This is a genomic window from Dyella flagellata (assembly GCF_030160275.1).
In the GTDB taxonomy this organism is placed as follows: Bacteria; Pseudomonadota; Gammaproteobacteria; order Xanthomonadales; family Rhodanobacteraceae; genus Dyella_B; species Dyella_B flagellata.
Map to the genome: position 1 here is coordinate 1 of NZ_BSOA01000012.1, position 17,080 is coordinate 17,080.

Consider the following 17,080-nt stretch of genomic DNA (forward strand, 5'->3'; position numbering starts at 1 on the left):
CACGCGCCGCGGCGCTGATCACGCAGCATGACGTGACGCTGTCCGTGACCGCACCCTGCGTGCTGCCTCTGGATGAGGCAGCGCTGATCGCGCAACTGGCGCAGCAGGATGCGCAGGACCTGGACGATGCACAACGCGTACGTCCCTTGCAGCCGATGCACCCGGCCTATGTCATCTATACCTCCGGCTCCACCGGCAAACCCAAGGGCGTGGTGGTCGCGCATGCCAGCGTGTGCAATCTCGCCTTCAGCCAGGTCGAGCGCTTCGGGTTGCATGCGAATGCGCGCGTACTGCAGTTCGCATCCGCCAGCTTCGACGCGTCAGTGATGGAGTACTTGATGGCCTGGGCGGCCGGTGCCTGCCTGGTATTGCCCCGCCAGGGCATATTGCTCGGCAAGCCGCTCGCCGCGATGTTGGATCAGGCACGCATCACGCACGCCTTGTTGCTGCCGAGCGTACTGGCGACGCTGGAAACGGAGGCGCTTCCGGCAAGCCTGCAAACGCTGATCACCGGCGCTGAGGCTTGCCCGCAAACCATCGTCGCGCGCTGGTCGAAGCATTGCCGCATGACCAATGCGTACGGACCGACCGAAGCTACCGGCTGCTCTACAGCTACTGCCGCCTTAGCAGGCGATCGGCCGCCAACCATCGGTCGCCCGATCGACAATGTACAGGTCTACGTACTGGATGCCGCGCTGCAGCCGGTGCCGGTCGGCGTAGCCGGCGAGCTATACATCGCCGGTGACGGCCTGGCCCGCGGTTATCTCCATCGCCCCGCACTCAGCGCCGAACGTTTCGTCGCCAATCCCTTCGGCACACCCGGCAGCCGCATGTATCGCAGCGGCGACCTGGTGCGCTGGTTGCCGGACAGCCAGCTCGATTTCCTGGGCCGTGTCGATCACCAGATCAAGCTGCGCGGTTTCCGCATCGAACCGGGCGAGATCGAAAACGCGCTGTTGCATCAAGCCGGCGTGGCCCAAGCGGCCGTGCTATTGCGCGAAAATCAGCCCGGACATCAGCAACTGGTCGGCTATGTGGTAGCCAAACGCGATCACGTGCTGGATACGCACGACCTGCGTCGCAAGCTCGCCGATCAATTGCCCGACTACATGATGCCGGCAGCTTTGGTGACGCTCGATGCCTTGCCACTTACCCGCAACGGCAAGCTCGATCGCCAAGCTCTGCCTGCCCCGGATCTGCCGGGGGCCGGATGGCAGGCGCCGCGCACGCCGCAGGAAGAAATGCTCGCCAGGCTGTTTGCCGAAACTCTGGGCGTGCCAGCGGTGAGCATCGACGACAATTTCTTCGACCTGGGCGGCCATTCGCTGCTCGCCACGCGCCTGGCCAACCGCATTCGCGAAACCCTGGCTGCGGACTTGCCGTTGCGCTTGCTATTCGAAGCACCGACGGTCATGGGCCTGGCTGATGCGCTGAGAACGCAGCTGCGCTATCGCTCATTGCCAAGTACGGCGCTATTGCGCTCGAAGGGCCGCCAAGCACCGCTGTTCTGCCTGCCTCCCGCCGGCAGTCTGCCGTGGTGCTATGCATCCCTGGTCAACCACGTCGAAGCCGATTGCCCGATCTACGGCTTGAGCGCTCCGGAGGACGCCGATGGCGCCCCTCTGACAGCGGTCGAACAGCATGTCGCACATTACATCGCGGAGATCCGCAAAATTCAGCCGCACGGTCCTTATCGCCTGCTCGGCTGGTCGATAGGCGGATTGCTTGCGCATGCGATAGCGACGCAGCTGCAGGAGCGCGGCGAAGAGGTGCCGATGCTTGCGCTGCTGGATGCGTATCCGATGCCCAAGCGCCGCAGTCTGTTCCGGCAGCGCAAGGAAGCGCATCGCGGCAGCGAGCTGCAGGTTCTGTCGATCGTGCTCAAAGGCCTAGGTGTCACCATGCCCGATGCGCTCACCGCGCAGGGTGGGGCCGAGGCGATGCTTGATGGCCTCATCCGCGCCGGCGTCGTAGCGGCGGCAGACCGCGACACCATTGTGCGAATGAAACGTCACTTCGACCTGAGTTCCGATCTGGCCGGCTCGTTCGTACCGGGCACATATCGCGGCAACCTGCTGTTCTTGCGTGCCACCATCGTTCCCGAAGGCATGACGGCCATGCCAGTTGAACGCTGGGCCGCGTACGTGCGCGGGCGGATCGACGTCCACGATATCGACAGCGACCACTTCGGCATGTTGGACGCACCGTTCCGCGCCAACATCGGGAAGCTGCTTGGCGTCGCACTGCAAACCAGCAGCGCAGCGCCGGAGCACCCCCACCCTGCCAGCCTGATCCCGGAAGAAGAACAGAACTGACCCTTGAGGCAAGGATCAACACGCATGAACGCATCATTGTTAGAGCAGGTTCACAACGCGCAGGCATCCGCCGGGCCGGCGCCCACAACGCGGCGGATGCAGGCGGTTTATTTGAAACAAGACACCAAGCTCGAACCACTGGTGTCGTGCTGGTATGCATGGGGGCACCTGATTTCGCCAGCGCAACGGGCCTTGAACATAGCGTTCCGGCAGATTCCCATGCTGCGCTCGTTCGTGGCCAATCCCGGCGTGCACGAATCCGCCTCCAAAAATCCGGCTCTTTACGGCGGAACATTTCTGGAGCTGGGCCGCAAGGACGTACCGGCGGCGCAGGCCTTGCTCAAACACATGCTGCACAAGGATGCCGCCGCCATCCGCTTTGCCGAGGAGTACGTGAAACTCGATCGTGTCATGCAGAAATGCAACACGGGGCTTAGCCTCGATCATCTTTACCAGACCCTGCCCGAACCCCTCGCCGGCCTGACGGAAGTGGCCTACGACATGAACAACCATCCGGCGCCACGGATCATCGAGGAACTCCTGTACGGAACGGCGTTGGATCTGGACGCCGACCAGAAGATCTCGTTTTGCACCACGCGCGACGAAGCGCGCAATTTCTTTCTCAATACTCCCAGGCTCGACGGTATGGAGCGCATGTCCGTGCCTATTTCGTTCGACGACAAGCGCCTGGACCTGCTCGCACTGAGCCGTGTCGATGCGGTGCCGGTAGATGAATTGGCCAGCGCCCTGAACGTGCAGGAAGGCGATCGCGATCGCTTCGAAGCCTACTTCACTACACAAGCGCCGCAACGCAATCGGCCAAGCTACGAGGGCGACGATGTACGCGTCCGCTACTTCGGCCATGCCTGCGTATTGCTGCAGACCCGGAGAGTATCGATCCTGATCGACCCGTTCGTTACCTGGGATCAGGACGAAGCCGGATCGCGCCTGACCTTTCATGACCTGCCGGACTTCATCGACTACGTCTTTCTGACACACAATCATCAGGATCATTTCTGCCCGGAAACGCTGCTGCAATTGCGCAAGCGCATCGGCTGCATCCTTGTCCCTCGCAACAACCCATACAACATCTCCGACCCTTCGATGCATCTGGCGCTGCGCAGACTGGGCTTTCCCCACGTGCAGATCATGGATCCGATGGGCAGCGTGAATGTTGTCGATGGAGCCATCACCAGCCTGCCCTTTTACGGTGAGCATGCCGACCTCAGCATCAGCAGCAAGCATGCCATGCATATAAGCCTCAAGGGGCGAAGCTTCCTGTTTGTAGCGGATTCCGATGGTAAGGACCCGGTGCTTTACCGGCGCATCGCCGCGCGCCTGGGCAAGATCGATCATCTGTTCATTGGCATGGAGTGCGACGGCGCGCCACTGACCTGGCTGTACAACCCCTACCTCAGCAATCCCATCGGCAGGAAGGAGGACGAATCCAGGCGCCTTTCCGGCTCCGATGCCGAGCACGCGTGGAGCATCGCAAAGGAAATTGGCTGCAAGACGGCGCATGTCTATGCGCTAGGACAGGAGCCATGGCTCAAGTATGTGGCCGGACTTCAATACACCGAAGAAAGCAAGCAAATCGTCGAGTCGAACGAGTTCGTGCAGCGCTGCCGCGAACACGGCATACAATCGGAGCGATTGCACGGCTGCAAGACCATGGAGTTCTAACAGATTTCCGCGGCACCCTTCTGCATTCCAGGCAAGGACCACCTTCATGCTTGCTTACTATTTCAAATTGGCCTTCAACAGCTTGCGCAAAAACCTGGCGCTTTCCTGCTTGACCATCGCAACCATCGCCATCGGCATCGGTGCGTCGATGAGCACCTATACGATTTACCACGTCATGTCGGGCGATCCGATACCGTGGAAGTCATCGGAATTGTTCGTACCGCAAATCGACAGCCTCGGCCCGACCGTACGCAGCAAGAGCGGTGAGCCGTCCGACCTGCTGAGTTACCAGGATGCCATCGCCTTGCAAAACGCGCGCCCCGCGTTACACCAGGCAGCCATGTATCAGATCCAGCTGACCGTTGCTCCCGCCGATCCCAACCAACTTCCCTTTGCGGTTTCGGCTCGTGCGTCCGGCGCCGGCTTCTTCAGCATGTTCGACACGCCCTTTGCACTCGGCACCTATTGGAGCAAGGCTGATGAACAGCAACGCGCCAACGTGGCCGTACTCGCCGCAGGCTTGGCGGACCGGCTCTTTCATGGCGAAAATCCGCTGGGCAAGGCGATCACGCTGAACCAGCGCGATTACCGTATCGTGGGCGTACTCAAGCCATGGAATCCTTCGCCCCGCTTCTACGATCTGAGCGGCGATGCGCTGGCACAATCCGACGCCGTCTACATCCCTTTTACGACGGCTATCGATCACCAGATGGCGTCGATCGGTCATAAGTTCTGCGCCATCATGCCGGATCCGGCGCAAGGCTGGCAGGGCCTGCTTTCTTCCAACTGCGCATGGCTCCAATACTGGGTGGAACTACCAACGGCTGGCGACGCGGACAACTACCGGCAATTCCTGCAACAGTACGCCACCGACCAGCAACGCGCGGGCCGATTCGGTTGGCCGGCGCTGACACGCCTGCGCAACGTGCGTGAATGGCTGATCTACAAGCATGTCATTCCGGATGAAATCCGCGCGGTCATGGCGGTCGGCTTCAGTTTTCTACTGGTATGCCTGATCAATGCCATTGGCCTGATGCTGGCCAAGTTCAATGGCCGCACCTCCGATCTTGGCGTCCGCCGTGCGTTGGGCGCCTCCAAGCGCGATGTCGTCGTGCAATGCCTTGCCGAGAGCGCGCTGGTCGGCTTGCTGAGCGGCGTGGCCGGGCTCGCGCTGACGCTGCTGGCGGTAGCCGCCGAACGCAACGTAGTCTCGGAAAGTCTGGCCAAAGTCATACACGTCGATCTCGTGCTTGTGCTCATCACCCTGTTGCTCGCCGAAATCGCCACGATTTGCGCCGGGCTTTACCCGGCATGGCGCGCCAGCCGCATCCAACCCGCACTGCAACTGAAAATGTAAGCAAGGAGCCAGCATGGAAATCCTCCCCATTTTCTCGGCCATTCGACGCAATCCCGTAGGTGCTCTGCTGATCGCCTTGCAAATCGCCGTAACGATGGCGGTGATGTGCAATGCCTCCTTCGTCGTCGCTCAGCAGTTGCAGCGAATGAACCGCCCCACCGGCATCGATGAAGCGAATATCCTCACGTTCTACAACGTATGGAGCACTCAATCCGGCGACTTCAAATCCCGTGTGCAAACCGATCTCGCCACGCTGCGCAGCTTGCCCGGCGTGGATGACGCAACGGCAACCCTGGGCTTGCCGTTGCGCGGCGGCGGCTACAACCTTTCCGTTGCGCTCACGCCCACCGATACCAAGGGCATCACCGACTCGGCCGTGTACCCGGTGGATTCGCACGGCATGGCGGCCTTCGGGTTGCAACTTCGCGCCGGCCGCGGCTTTACCAGCGACGAAATCGCTGACCTGACCGCCGAGCATGAAGACCCCACCTTGGCGCCGGTGGTACTGGTGACACACGCGCTGGCCGATCGCCTGTTTCCGCATGGCGACGCGCTGGGCAAGCCGATCTATCTGGGCACCAAGCCTTCGACCATCATCGGCATTGTCGATCGCATGCAAGCGGCGCACGTATCGATGGCAAGCGACCTGATGGAGTATTCAATACTCGTCCCATTCCAGTGGGAGGGCTCCACCACGCTCTATGTCGTGCGTACCAAGCCCGGGCAATACAAATCGGTAGCCGCCGCCATTCCGCCCGCGCTGGCCCGGATCAGCCGCGCCCGTGTCATTGGCAATATCAATCCCTTTGTGCAAACGCGCGCGGACGCCTATCGCCCATTCCGGGCCATGGTGCTGATCCTGAGCAGCGTATGCACCCTGCTGCTGATCATTACTTGCCTGGGCATCGTTGGCTTGACCACCTACTGGGTTAGCCAACGCAGCCGGCAAATCGGCATTCGACGCGCGCTGGGTGCCCGGCAGGTAGATATCCTGCGCTATTTCCACACCGAGAACTTCCTGGTGGTGGGCGCGGGCGCCATCGCCGGCATCATCCTGGGTGATGCCACCAATGTACTGGCGGTGGAGCACTTTGCCATGGCGCGCATGCCGCAGGTCTATATCCTGGCCAGCGCATTGATCATGCTGGTCCTGGGGCAGCTGAGCGTCTTGTGGCCATCCTTCCGCGCAGCCAAAGTTCCGCCTGCGCTAGCCACTCGCGCACAGGTCGAGCATCGTTAGACCGACGTAACCCAGCCAAATGCACGGAATCAAGCCGGCCTTCGAGGATGCTTTTGCGATCGGCTTCGCTACCGGGGAACCGATCGCAACGCCCGCTCGCCGTAACAGTGCAGAGAGCCTGGAACCGTCGTAGGCCGACTCGTCCCCCACAAATGCCCGCACTTCGCCGGTGCAAACGGTGAGCAATTTTCCCGCATTCTGCACTTTCCCAATCGCCAGGAAGCGTTCGCCCAGCGCCGGCCGCAGAAAGTTGATCTTGAACTCGGCGGTCACGACTTCGTATCCCTGCGGTGCTTTCGTCAGGGGCGCATATCCCGCCATCGATTCCGCGCCATGTGATGCTGTACCGGTTAACCGATCACATGCCCCCAAGGCCATGAAGGAAAGTGCTGCGCTGGCAGCCAGCCAAATCGTGCGCATAACATCGAACCTTTGCGCCTAACTTGAGCATATAGATGAAGCGCGTAGTCAGAAACTGTGCATACGGCCGAATTATTGCAGCAGTACTTGTTTGACGATCGGACGATCGCTGACATTCCGGAACCATTGGCCAAGCTTGCTCTTGTCGGCCAGGATCGCCTCGCCCTCGGGTGTTTGCCGCAGCCAGTCGAAATGCGGCATGAGGCGGATGTCGGCGAGGCTGTATGTTTCGCCCGTGAGATAGGGCGCCGAAATCAGATCCTCGAGTGCTTCGGCGCAGCAGCGCGCCATCGGGATGGCAGCTTCGATCGTTTCAAGCTTGCTCGGCCGTCCAAAATAATTCGGCGCGATGATGCGTTCAAAGCCGATGTCGCAGCTCCAGGACTTGAACAAATAGCAATCGATGATGCCGAGGATCTGGTTCATCCGGGCCACTTCACGCGCATCCGATGGCCGCAGAACCGGTCCCGAAAAAGTCTGGTCCACGTAGCGCAGAATGGCCTGCGTTTCGTAGAGCATGAAGCCGTCATGCTCGAACGCCGGAATGCGTCCGAACGGGTTGCGTGCTAGGTGTTCAGCATCCTTGAAGGGTGGAAGGACGGTGACCAGCTCGTAGTCGACGCCCTTCTCTGCCAAGCCCAGCATTGCGCCGCGCACGTTGGGGCTGCCCGCCATCCCGTAAAGTTTGACGCTCATGGCTATCTCCTGTGTAAATTCCCGTTACTTCAGATGGACTTGTCGGCGAAGGCCTTGAAACGCCGCTCGAATATCTCGACCCAGCCGCCGTCGTATTTGTCGCGCCACTCAGCGCCATCGACCTTGACTCTCTCCCAGCCCGCGTGGACGAGCCGCACCTCGGTGCCTTCGGGAATCGCGCGGAAGGAAACGTCGATGCGCTGCGCTTCCTCCTCGCTAACTCTTGCCTGCCAAGAGAGTGCAAGCGCATGCGGTGGGTCCCATTCGAGCACATGGCCCCAGAGGGTTTCCTGGCCGTCAGCACCGATTTCGTAGAGCCTGCCGCCAATATGAGGTTCAAGACGACAATCGACGGCCGGCTTGATCGAATAGATCGAGAGTGGATACCAGCGGCCCATATCGGCAGTGAACACGCGGAAGGCTGTCTCAGGCGAGCACCGCACAGTTAGAGTCTTCACTATCGGCGGGATGGGAATCAGTTTGATCGTGGCGCTCACTTTTTCTGATTCTCCTCAGCAACAGCGTCAGAGAAGGCCCCCAGCGCCGTCCGCCACATATGGTCGACATAGGCCCGCAGCTCCCCCAGTGCCGCACTATCAGCGTGATAGATCCGGCGAGTACCCACCCGCTCCTCTCGTACTAGCTCAGCTTCCTTCAGCACTTTCAGATGCTGCGAAACGGCCGGCCGGCTGATCGGCAAGTCCTGAGCGATCTCGCCGACCGAACGCGGCGTTGCCGCAACCCGTTCCAAGATAGTTCGGCGCATGGGGTCGGAAAGGGCTGCCAAGGCAGATTCGTAAGTCATGGCTTACGTTAGCCGCCACTTACCTAAGGTGTCAAGGGCCAGGTTTAAGGTGTCACGCAAGAGCGCCGCCGCCCTCGTCGTCGGCATCATCAAATCGCCCAGACGCCCGGCCAGGGGAATGCGAAGCTGCTTTCGGCGCATCCGCTTTGGGTTGTTGTTTGAAGCAGTCCAAGCCCCGCACATTCCAGTAACTGTTTATATTTTTTCGCTTTGGACCTTGGCAATGGTGGCCTGCATGAGCGCAATCACTTTATAAGCTGGTTCGTCCGCCATAAATGCCCGCACTTCGCCAGTACAAACGGTGAGCAATTTTCCCGCATTCTGCACGTTCCCAATTGCCAGGAAGCGTTCGCCCAACGCCGGACGTAGAAAGTTGATCTTGAACTCGGCGGTCACGACTTCGTATCCCTGCGGTGCTTTCGTCAGGGCCGCATAGCCGCAAGCACTGTCGACGGCGCTGGTGATGGCGCCTGCATGCACGAAACCATGTTGCTGGGAAAGATGCGTGGAAAACGGCAGCGCAATATGCACTTCGCCATCCGCCACCAGGGCCAGCTTTGCACCGAGGGTGTCCATCAGCGCTTGTGCGGCGAAGCTGGCGGCAATCCTCCGTTGAATGTCAATCACGCCGGGCTCCTAAGTGACACCACTTCATCGATCATATTTTAGATGGAATTTGGCCAGTAAAAATTGGATCAAGCCCGCAACGAAGCTCAGGCACCCAAGTCCAAGACCCGCCCAAATGTACCTAACCTGACCCACAACATGACTTCCGTGGTCGTAGACGTTTCCGTAGGAGAACCCGTATTCTTTGTAGATAGAGATCGGGAACGCCAGGCCAATGAACATGAAGGCCAATCCCGACGCGGCCCGGAACAGTAGGTAAGCACGATTGGATTTCACCTGCATAGATTTCCTGCTGACGAATCAGGGGTCGAATCAGGGGTGGTCGAATCAGGGGTCGAAGTACATTATTCGGAAAGCGCTCTCCGAAATCCGCCATGCGTTTATTAGGCATCCGTAGAGACGTGTGCCCCTTCCCACAAGCGACCGGCCCGGACAACTTTGCAGTGGTAGCAACCACTACTGACGTCATCCCGGTTATACCAAACGTGCGTACCGCCCGCCTTTTCGCAGTCCAGGCCCTTTTCAGCCATACCCAGATCAATCAAGAACCAGGGGAGATGCCGCCGCACGGCAGTCCGCCATCGGTACGGCAAAGGTCTTTGCTGGCTCAACGACCTCCGATCCAATTTATGCCTCAATCACCCATCACCGGGAGCATCAGGAGGCCGTGGCGGCCTTCATATAGTCGATAAAGGCCCGCATAGCGGGCGGTACATGCTTTCGCGAATAGTAGTAAATGACTGGACCACTGAATGCAGGCAGCCAGTTGCGCATCAATGAAACCAACTTACCCTTGCTGACCCAAGGCGCCACTCGATCCTCGAAGATTAGCAGATAGCCTGCACCACCCAGTGCGGCTGAAATGGCCACCTGAAAATTGTCGGTGATGAGTCTGTTTTTCGGCTCGACGATGATCGATCGCCTCTTCGACGAAAACTCCCACGGAAGAAGCGCGCCGCTAGGGAATCGATGACGGATGGCAGGAACGCCCGAGAGATCTTCGACGCGTGACGGCATGCCCGTTTTCTTGAGCAGCTCCGGGGCTGCCACGAGAGCATACCGTTGCATCCCTCCAATAGGTACGCTGATCATGTCAGCCGATAGATGTTCGGCATAACGAATTCCCAGGTCGAATCCAGCCCGCACGATGTCGACCAAGGCATCCTCAACGGTCAGTTGAAGCTCAACACGCGGATACTTCCTCAGAAATCCAGGAAGATGAGGCGCCAACACCAATTCAGCTGCGGGAGGAGCGGCATTGACCTTCAAGGTTCCAACCGGTTCGCCTTCAAGCCTGGTCGCTACTACCGCCGCATCCAATGCGGCGAGTGCCGGCTCTACCTGCATGAGCAGCACCGACCCTGCCTCCGTTAAGGTCATGCTGCGTGTCGTGCGGTGAAATAATCTCACCTGCATCTGTTCTTCGAGGGCGCGCAGGCGATCACTCAATCGCGAAACGGCAATGTTGTGCTTGGCTGAAGCACGCCTTAGCCCTCCCTCCCGAGCGATCGCCACAAAGAGGTCAAGGTCGGTTTCGGCACGCAAGGGTGTTCGCATTTTCGTACAGGCTGTCCGATATTACCTATATTGTCCGAGCGGCCTACCCAGGCGCAAGCTTCGTCCACCTCAGAAGGAGCAGCGCCATGTCAGAACCCGTATTTAGCAATCCTCCTACGCTTCCGCCCCCGCCGGGTTATAGCCAGGTTGTGGAAGTGGCCGATGGCAGGCTCGTCTTTGTGGCAGGCCAGGTAGCCCTCGACAAAGATGGGCTAGTGGTCGGTGAGGGAGACATCTCCAAACAGGCCGATCAAGTGTTTCGAAACCTCAGCGCGGCGATCGAGTCTCGTGGAGGAACCTTAAAAGACATCATCAAGTTCACGATGTTCGTAACCGACATGGCAGACCGTCCAGCCATACGGGACATAAGGGATCGATACCTCGCCGAGGCCATGGTCGAAAACCCTCCTGCCAGCAGCCTGGTTCAGGTATCAGCCCTCTTTCGTCCTGAGTTCCTGGTGGAGATCGAAGCAGTCGCTTGGCTGAGCCATTGATCCATGCAGACACTAAGCATCCCGTATTTTTTTGGCTTTGTGGCCAGCATCGATTTCCACCGCCATCGTCCGAGCCGACGCAACATGACGGTGCCCAACCATCCATAGCGCAAAGTCGTCCGGCGGCAATGGCGGCGAGATGAGATGACCTTGATATAGATCGCAATCATGCCGACTCAAAAAGTCTCTCTGCGCCTGCGTTTCCACACCTTCGGCAACGACGGTAAGTTTCAAGGTCTTGCCGATGTTGATGATGGTTTGCGCAAGCGACTCGGAACTGGCATGGTCGCCAATGCCCTGGATGAAGCTTTTGTCGATCTTCAGTTCCTTGATGGGGAACCGTTGCAGGTAGTTTAGCGACGAGTAGCCGGTGCCGAAGTCGTCGATGGCGAGCATGACACCCAGGGCATGGATCTGTTCGATCGAGGTGCGGATGTCTTCGGCCGCCTCGTCGAAGATGGCGCGTTCGGTCATCTCCAGGATCAGGTCTTCCGGTGCGAGGCCGTGAGCCGCTAACGTGCGTGCGACAAAGTTCGGATAGTCCGAGCGCTTGAGGTCCATGGCGCAAACGTTCACCGAGATGTTTGGCGGGGCCAACCCCAAGGCCCTCCAGGCGGCAAGCTGGCGACAGGCCACGTCGAGCACCCAATCGTCCAATTCCGCTATCAGTCCGCTTTCTTCGGCGATGGGAATGAAACAATCCGGGGGAATGAAACCCATTTTGTCGTTGTACCAACGCACCAGCGCCTCGGCTCCGTACAGCACGCCCTTCGCGTCGACCCTTGGCTGATAAACGACGCTGAGCGCCTCTGCCTTGAGGTCATGCTGCAGGGCGATCTCCAGCTCAAGATGTTCCCGGGCCTTGCGCTCGTATTCCGGCGAATAGAAGTGGATACGATTGCGCCCGCCACTTTTGGCCTGATACATAGCCATATCCGCATTGCGCAGCAGGACATCGGTGCTCTGCCCGTCATAGGGGTAAATGGCGATGCCGATGCTGGCGGTGATGGTGATATGGGTGCCGCGTTTGGAGTCGAGGGCAAGCGGCTGACGGACCGTCTGCAGAATGCGCCCAGCGATATGCATGGCCTTTATCACGTCGCAATTTTGCAGAATGACGAGGAACTCATCGCCGCCCAGACGACTGATCGAGTCTCCAGGGTGGATGAATTCGCGTAGCCGCTCTGCGATTTCGCGCAGCACTTCGTCTCCTACGGCATGACCCTGGGTGTCGTTCACGCGCTTGAAACGGTCCAGATCGATGAACAACGTCGCGAAATTCGAAGCACTCTGCTTCGCATGGGCGAGGACACGAAGGGCCTCCCGCTGCAGCTGTATACGGTTGGGGAGGCCGGTCAACGAATCGAACCAGGCCAGTTGCTGCAACTGGCTTTCCATTTCCAGCCGGCGGCGCAGCAGCCTGGCGAACATCATCGACAACCAGATGGAAAGCACATCGATCACGACGGTGACGGTGCCAATCGCGACCGCGCGCCTGTGCCAGCCCGCGTAGATGTCCTCAGTCGCAAAGCCAACTACGACAACCAGCGGATAGTTGCCAATGCGCTTGAAGCTGTAGAGTCGCTCGATGTGGTCGAGCACCGCGATATCGACGTAGTTGCCCTGCTCCGCCTGGACGAGCGGCGGGAACGAGTGGCCGCCGGCGAGCGTGTTGCCCACGTCGGCCGGATGGTACGGCTGCCGCATCAAGACGGTCCCATCGGTTCGCAGCAGCGTGATGGTGCCGTGCTGGCCCAGGATCGCGTCCTTGAACATTTCGTGGAAGTAGTCGAGGCGAAGCGTGCTGGCGACAATGCCGGCGAACTGCCCATTGTCCCGGTCCAGCCGCAGACTCAGTGCAATCGTCGGCTTTTGGGTATCACCTTCCTTCGGCAGGAAAGGCTTGCTCAGATAAAGCCCGGCATCCCTGCTTTGCTGCTGAGCCAGGAAGTAATCCCGATCGCTTACATTGACCTTACGCGGCACTGGAGAGCGCGAGTCGAAGATTAAATTTCCCCCGGCATCGGTGGCATACAAGGTGCCCAGTTCCTTGGCGTCGGTAATCGCGCCGAATGCGACAAGCTCCCGGACATGCAAGGGAAGGCGCTGGAGCGCAGGCGTGTTGATGCTCGTCGCAAGCTCACGCATCGCCAGCTGGAAGACGTCGAGATTGCGCTCGGTTTCCTTTTCAAGGGAATTGGCCAGGTTCGTCGTTGCATTGCGGGCCTGCAACATCGCGTCCTGGCGCATCTGATACAGCGAGAAGACCATCACGCTGGTCGTGGCGAGCGTGATCACTATTCCCGAAAAGATGAATAGGGCCGGCGTCTTGAGAAATGAACTTGCAATTCGCACTACGTATCACCCTTGTCCTGATGACCGTAGTCGTGGTTGACTTACCCTACCGTATGCCCCGCGCAGTCATCCGCCACGGCCCTACCCCAGATACTCAGGAACTGTATCGGTCACGTGGGAGAGGAGTTTAGGCCGCCATGGCAGCGCTGAGAAGCGATCGCCGGTCGTCGAGGAGGCCCCGCTGGCGCGCGCCGTACGGCCGTGGGCGATCCGCAGCCCCACAGCGGCCTCTTTTTTGCCCCTTCGTGGCAGCATGCCAGGCCTCGGGCCCGGCCTTTTTATCGAAACGTATTGGGCGAAGACGCCTTTCTCGATGCGGCGATCCAGCACATAGATAGCGGCCCACCGTCATCTTGGACGCTGGATGCCCACGGGCAAGACTTCACAGCGCTGTTTTAGTCGCCGCCCTTTCGGCGTTTGCTCAGCCATCCATCCAGCGACAGAGGACCTGCGCCGCCGACGCATAGCGCCAGCAATCCGGCCAGGTAGAGCATATCCGTCTCGTAACCCGGCTGACCAAAATGTGCACCCGCCGCGTCGTACGACAGCAGCTTGATGGAGCTGAATCCATTGGGCAGGTGGACCGTAAGCGTGGCGACCAGCAGGACCACGATCATCGGGACCGACATCACCGGCACCAAGGCTCCCAGCAGCACCATCAGGCCACCCAACACTTCGATCGCGATGGTCGCCCAGCCAAGCAGATCGGCAAATGGCATGCCCATGGCATGGAGGATGCCGATGAATGCCTCAGGGCCACGGGCCAGTTTTGCGTAGCCATGCTCGATGAAGCCGCCGCCCACCATCAGGCGCAAGGGAAGTGCATACCACTGAAAAGGAAGCGCGATGGGAGAAATGGCGTATTTGCTCAGGAGAGAGATCTTGTTCATGGGCGCCACGATACGGATTGCTACCGTTTATTCGCAGGCCGGGCCATCTCGGTTACAGGCCGGGAGGCGGAAGATCTGGCCCTGCCCTTGTGTCCTGGTTCGCACAGCGCCAGGTCATCGTGTCGATCGTCGCGTCCATGGCGGCCGGCGCTTGGTTGAAGATCATGTCCGCCAGCAGGCTATCGAGGCGGGAAGCACTCAGCTGGATGCGCTGAAGGAGGGAGGTCGGCTCACCGAAATCGTGCGACCAACGCGCACGATGATAGGCGTGCCATTGCCTTGTCAGGCTGGCGATCAACATAACCAGTACGCTGCCCTGTGCGCCGTACGCCTTTAGGCCTACGCGCAAGGCTTCAACGGCTTTGGTGTCGACCTGCATCGCGGCTTCGAGCACCCTCCAGGCCTCGGCTGGCAGCTCGCGCCATTGCGTTTGGGTGAGGCCGGCAGGGTCGGCGCCTTCGAGCAAAGCCAGCGGCGCATCAATGGCCACCCCGACGGCGTCATGGGCGAGTTCGCTTAGCAACCGCCCCAATTGGTAGTCGCGCTCTGCCCTGCCGAGCAAGGTCGTCACCTGCGCGAGGCCTTCATCGCCATGACTGGTGGGCGTGAGTGGCGGGCGCACGGAGTCTTCCCGTGACGGGATCAGCTGGGTCAACAACCGAGCCGCCTCGGCATCTTCAATAGGCTCCGCCCGTTGCAGCAGGGCTTGGCTAGCGAGTGCGATTTGATGGCGAACCTGCTCAAGCTGTTGCAGGCAGGCATCCAGTTTGTCGATCGTAGCCTTGTCTGGCGCCGCCGCGTCTGGCCTTGCCTGTTCCAGCAAGCGCAGCAGTGCCTGGTCGATGCTGGCAAGTTCCGATGCGGGCAAGCCGCTGGGCTGATCCAGGCGCAACCGGAACAAGAGTACGTTGGCCGCCTGCATCCATTCCATGTTGGCAGTCGACGCTGGGGCAACGGCTTGGCCGGGGCCGCAATGGGCCAGCAAGGCTGCGCGCTTGCAAAAGGCAATCCAGAACGCATGCTGGGTGGCGTCGGCATGCATCACACCGCTTTCCAGCACAGCGCGCAGCAACCACGCTATTTCACCGCGTATGGCATGGGCCTCCGCAGGATCCCGATCGGCCGATGCGCGCGTCCAACGCGCTTCGGCATCTGTCAGCAACACCAGCAGCGGTAGGCGCAGACGGATCAGGGTTGCCGAATCCGGGCGAGAAAGCTCGGCCGACACTGTCGGCCGTCCTTGTGTACCTGCGGCAAAACGCAAGCCGGCGAACAAGGCTTCCAGGCGGCCGTCGGCCAGTTCGATCAGCAGCGCGCCGCGCAGCTTGCCGGTAAAAACCTGACATTCCGACGATACGCTACCGCGCAAACGCATACGTGGAACGCAGCCATCAGCCGCTTGTGCATCCATGGTCAGCGCCAACAGGCTCGCGCCGGCTTGTACGGTCCATGACATTTCGCCGTGCACAGGCAGCCGCGAGGCGAACAGATCACCATGAAAGGTGTCGTGGCTGGGATGGATGCCCACCAGCTCACTGATATCACCGCCCTGCGCGCTGGCGTGTTCCGAATGGATGCGCGATGGCGATGCGAGTTTGGCGATTCCGTTGCTCCATGAGGCGCCATCACCAAAGCGTTGCAGCATGGCACCCTGATACACCTGCTGCCATGCGATGGCTCGCTGGCGTTCCATATAAGGGCTGTGCGGGCTGAACTCGATGCCGATGGGCACGCTCCATCCGGCCGGCAGTGCCTCAGCCTGGCGCAGCAGCGGCGCGAGCAGGCTATGGCCGGTAGGCAGGTTGGGCACATGCCAGGCATCGCCGTCGAAGACATGATTCGAGGCGCTGGCAACGCGCCCCGTGGCGGTGATCCAGTCGCCACCCAGGTAGTTGACCAGCCCTTGCAAAGCTGGACCTGCATCACCCTGCCCGATCAACGGCAGCCACAGCTTCTGCAATAAGTCATAACGCTGTGGCTGACAAGCCAGCACCTGGAAGTACTTGTCGCCCATCCGCAGGCAGGAAATGAAGTGGCTGCCGTAGTCGTACAGGTAATCGAAGTAGCGTCCTGCTTCGTGGCGACCTATGAGCGCATGCTCAACATCGTCATTGACGATTGGCTGCCTCGCCACTCGTAGCCGGCCGATGGCGTGACGCCCTTCGCGCGTCCAATAGTGTTCGACATGAATCGGACGCCCTATTCCGCCTTCGTCCAAGGGATGGCGCAACTCCGCGTCGATGCGGGTCATCTGCAGCAGTACCAGGCGGCCCGCCGCCAATTGCGCAGGAGCGAGCGCCAGCAAGCTGGCCAGCGTATCGATGGCCTGCGCACGCTGCCCGGCGCCCAGCATCAAGTTGCTTGCGCGCAGGTCGAGTTGGCCGGACATGGCCCGCAGCGGTCGCAATCGGTAATCGAACAAGGCGTCGATCAGTGAGGCGATACTGGGGTGAAAACTCAATTGCAGCCCACCCCAGTTCCCCGTCGGGAGTGATGCGGGCGTGTCGATCCCGCACAACGCCTTGTTAGGTGCCGCCGCGTACGGCAACACCGCCCCGCTTCCACCGTGCCATCCTGGTGCCAGGCCCAGCAGCAGGTTGGCACTGTCGCCGAGTTGCGGCATGGGCTCCATCGGCAAACC

Annotated in this window: 14 protein-coding genes; 5 read left to right on the forward strand and 9 right to left on the reverse strand. The window is 60.2% G+C overall.

What is annotated here, in order from left to right; all coding sequences use genetic code 11:
* The 4 genes from QQJ96_RS06590 to QQJ96_RS06605 form a co-directional block, all read left to right on the forward strand.
* Nucleotides 1-2,315 (forward strand): amino acid adenylation domain-containing protein (locus QQJ96_RS06590; RefSeq protein ID WP_284331175.1); only part of this gene is annotated, 2,315 nt, incomplete at its 5' end.
* A gap of 24 nt (nt 2,316-2,339) precedes the next feature.
* Nucleotides 2,340-3,998: an MBL fold metallo-hydrolase gene (locus QQJ96_RS06595; protein WP_284331176.1), complete on the forward strand. Its 1,659-nt coding sequence runs from the start codon at nt 2,340-2,342 to the stop codon at nt 3,996-3,998.
* 46 nt (nt 3,999-4,044) lie between these two features.
* A complete protein-coding gene (locus tag QQJ96_RS06600; RefSeq protein WP_284331177.1) occupies nt 4,045-5,355 on the forward strand; it encodes an ABC transporter permease in 1,311 nt (436 codons plus the stop codon).
* Between the two features lie 13 nt (nt 5,356-5,368).
* Nucleotides 5,369-6,595 (forward strand): ABC transporter permease, encoded by a 1,227-nt coding sequence (locus tag QQJ96_RS06605; RefSeq protein ID WP_284331178.1) that lies wholly within the window; start codon nt 5,369-5,371, stop codon nt 6,593-6,595.
* Here the strand turns inward: QQJ96_RS06605 and QQJ96_RS06610 are convergent.
* The 6 genes from QQJ96_RS06610 to QQJ96_RS06635 all read right to left on the reverse strand — a co-directional run bounded on the left by QQJ96_RS06610 (nt 6,563) and on the right by QQJ96_RS06635 (nt 10,688).
* Complete coding sequence (locus QQJ96_RS06610; protein ID WP_284331179.1) at nt 6,563-7,015, reverse strand: PaaI family thioesterase; 453 nt, start codon at nt 7,013-7,015, stop codon at nt 6,563-6,565. The genes QQJ96_RS06605 and QQJ96_RS06610 overlap by 33 nt on opposite strands.
* A gap of 72 nt (nt 7,016-7,087) precedes the next feature.
* Entirely contained in the window at nt 7,088-7,711 is a 624-nt protein-coding gene (locus QQJ96_RS06615; protein WP_284331180.1) for a glutathione S-transferase family protein, read from the reverse strand.
* A gap of 29 nt (nt 7,712-7,740) precedes the next feature.
* A complete protein-coding gene (locus tag QQJ96_RS06620) occupies nt 7,741-8,208 on the reverse strand; it encodes an SRPBCC domain-containing protein (protein ID WP_284331181.1) in 468 nt (155 codons plus the stop codon).
* The gene (locus QQJ96_RS06625) at nt 8,205-8,516 is read right to left on the reverse strand and encodes an ArsR/SmtB family transcription factor (protein WP_284331182.1); all 312 of its coding nucleotides are present in this window, start codon (nt 8,514-8,516) and stop codon (nt 8,205-8,207) included. Before QQJ96_RS06625 ends, QQJ96_RS06620 begins: the two co-directional genes overlap by 4 nt.
* A gap of 195 nt (nt 8,517-8,711) precedes the next feature.
* Nucleotides 8,712-9,143 (reverse strand): PaaI family thioesterase, encoded by a 432-nt coding sequence (locus tag QQJ96_RS06630; protein WP_284331183.1) that lies wholly within the window; start codon nt 9,141-9,143, stop codon nt 8,712-8,714.
* A 657-nt stretch (nt 9,144-9,800) separates the two neighbouring features.
* The gene (locus QQJ96_RS06635) at nt 9,801-10,688 is read right to left on the reverse strand and encodes a LysR family transcriptional regulator (RefSeq protein WP_284331184.1); all 888 of its coding nucleotides are present in this window, start codon (nt 10,686-10,688) and stop codon (nt 9,801-9,803) included.
* Nucleotides 10,689-10,786: 98 nt separating this feature from the next.
* Here QQJ96_RS06635 and QQJ96_RS06640 point away from each other — a divergent pair, with 98 nt between their 5' ends.
* Nucleotides 10,787-11,194, forward strand: coding sequence for a RidA family protein (locus tag QQJ96_RS06640; RefSeq protein WP_284331185.1), 408 nt, complete (start codon nt 10,787-10,789; stop codon nt 11,192-11,194).
* A 12-nt stretch (nt 11,195-11,206) separates the two neighbouring features.
* On the opposite strand, the gene QQJ96_RS06645 is transcribed toward QQJ96_RS06640, so the two are convergent.
* The 3 genes from QQJ96_RS06645 to QQJ96_RS06655 form a co-directional block, all read right to left on the reverse strand.
* Nucleotides 11,207-13,492 carry a bifunctional diguanylate cyclase/phosphodiesterase gene (locus QQJ96_RS06645; RefSeq protein WP_284331186.1) on the reverse strand — a complete coding sequence of 762 codons (2,286 nt, stop codon included), beginning with the start codon at nt 13,490-13,492 and terminating at the stop codon, nt 11,207-11,209.
* A 452-nt stretch (nt 13,493-13,944) separates the two neighbouring features.
* Nucleotides 13,945-14,439: a DoxX family protein gene (locus QQJ96_RS06650; protein ID WP_284331187.1), complete on the reverse strand. Its 495-nt coding sequence runs from the start codon at nt 14,437-14,439 to the stop codon at nt 13,945-13,947.
* Nucleotides 14,440-14,491: 52 nt separating this feature from the next.
* Nucleotides 14,492-17,062, reverse strand: a complete 2,571-nt coding sequence (locus tag QQJ96_RS06655; protein WP_284331188.1) for a hypothetical protein — start codon at nt 17,060-17,062, stop codon at nt 14,492-14,494.
* Nucleotides 17,063-17,080: the final 18 nt, after the last annotated feature.

Coding starts and splice junctions, on each gene's coding strand:
- QQJ96_RS06595 (WP_284331176.1), top strand. CDS start 2,340: ATGAACGCATCATTGTTAGAGCAGGTTCACAACGCGCAGGCATCCGCC.
- QQJ96_RS06600 (WP_284331177.1), top strand. CDS start 4,045: ATGCTTGCTTACTATTTCAAATTGGCCTTCAACAGCTTGCGCAAAAAC.
- QQJ96_RS06605 (WP_284331178.1), top strand. CDS start 5,369: ATGGAAATCCTCCCCATTTTCTCGGCCATTCGACGCAATCCCGTAGGT.
- QQJ96_RS06610 (WP_284331179.1), bottom strand. CDS start 7,015: ATGCGCACGATTTGGCTGGCTGCCAGCGCAGCACTTTCCTTCATGGCC.
- QQJ96_RS06615 (WP_284331180.1), bottom strand. CDS start 7,711: ATGAGCGTCAAACTTTACGGGATGGCGGGCAGCCCCAACGTGCGCGGC.
- QQJ96_RS06625 (WP_284331182.1), bottom strand. CDS start 8,516: ATGACTTACGAATCTGCCTTGGCAGCCCTTTCCGACCCCATGCGCCGA.
- QQJ96_RS06640 (WP_284331185.1), top strand. CDS start 10,787: ATGTCAGAACCCGTATTTAGCAATCCTCCTACGCTTCCGCCCCCGCCG.
- QQJ96_RS06650 (WP_284331187.1), bottom strand. CDS start 14,439: ATGAACAAGATCTCTCTCCTGAGCAAATACGCCATTTCTCCCATCGCG.
- QQJ96_RS06655 (WP_284331188.1), bottom strand. CDS start 17,062: ATGCCGCAACTCGGCGACAGTGCCAACCTGCTGCTGGGCCTGGCACCA.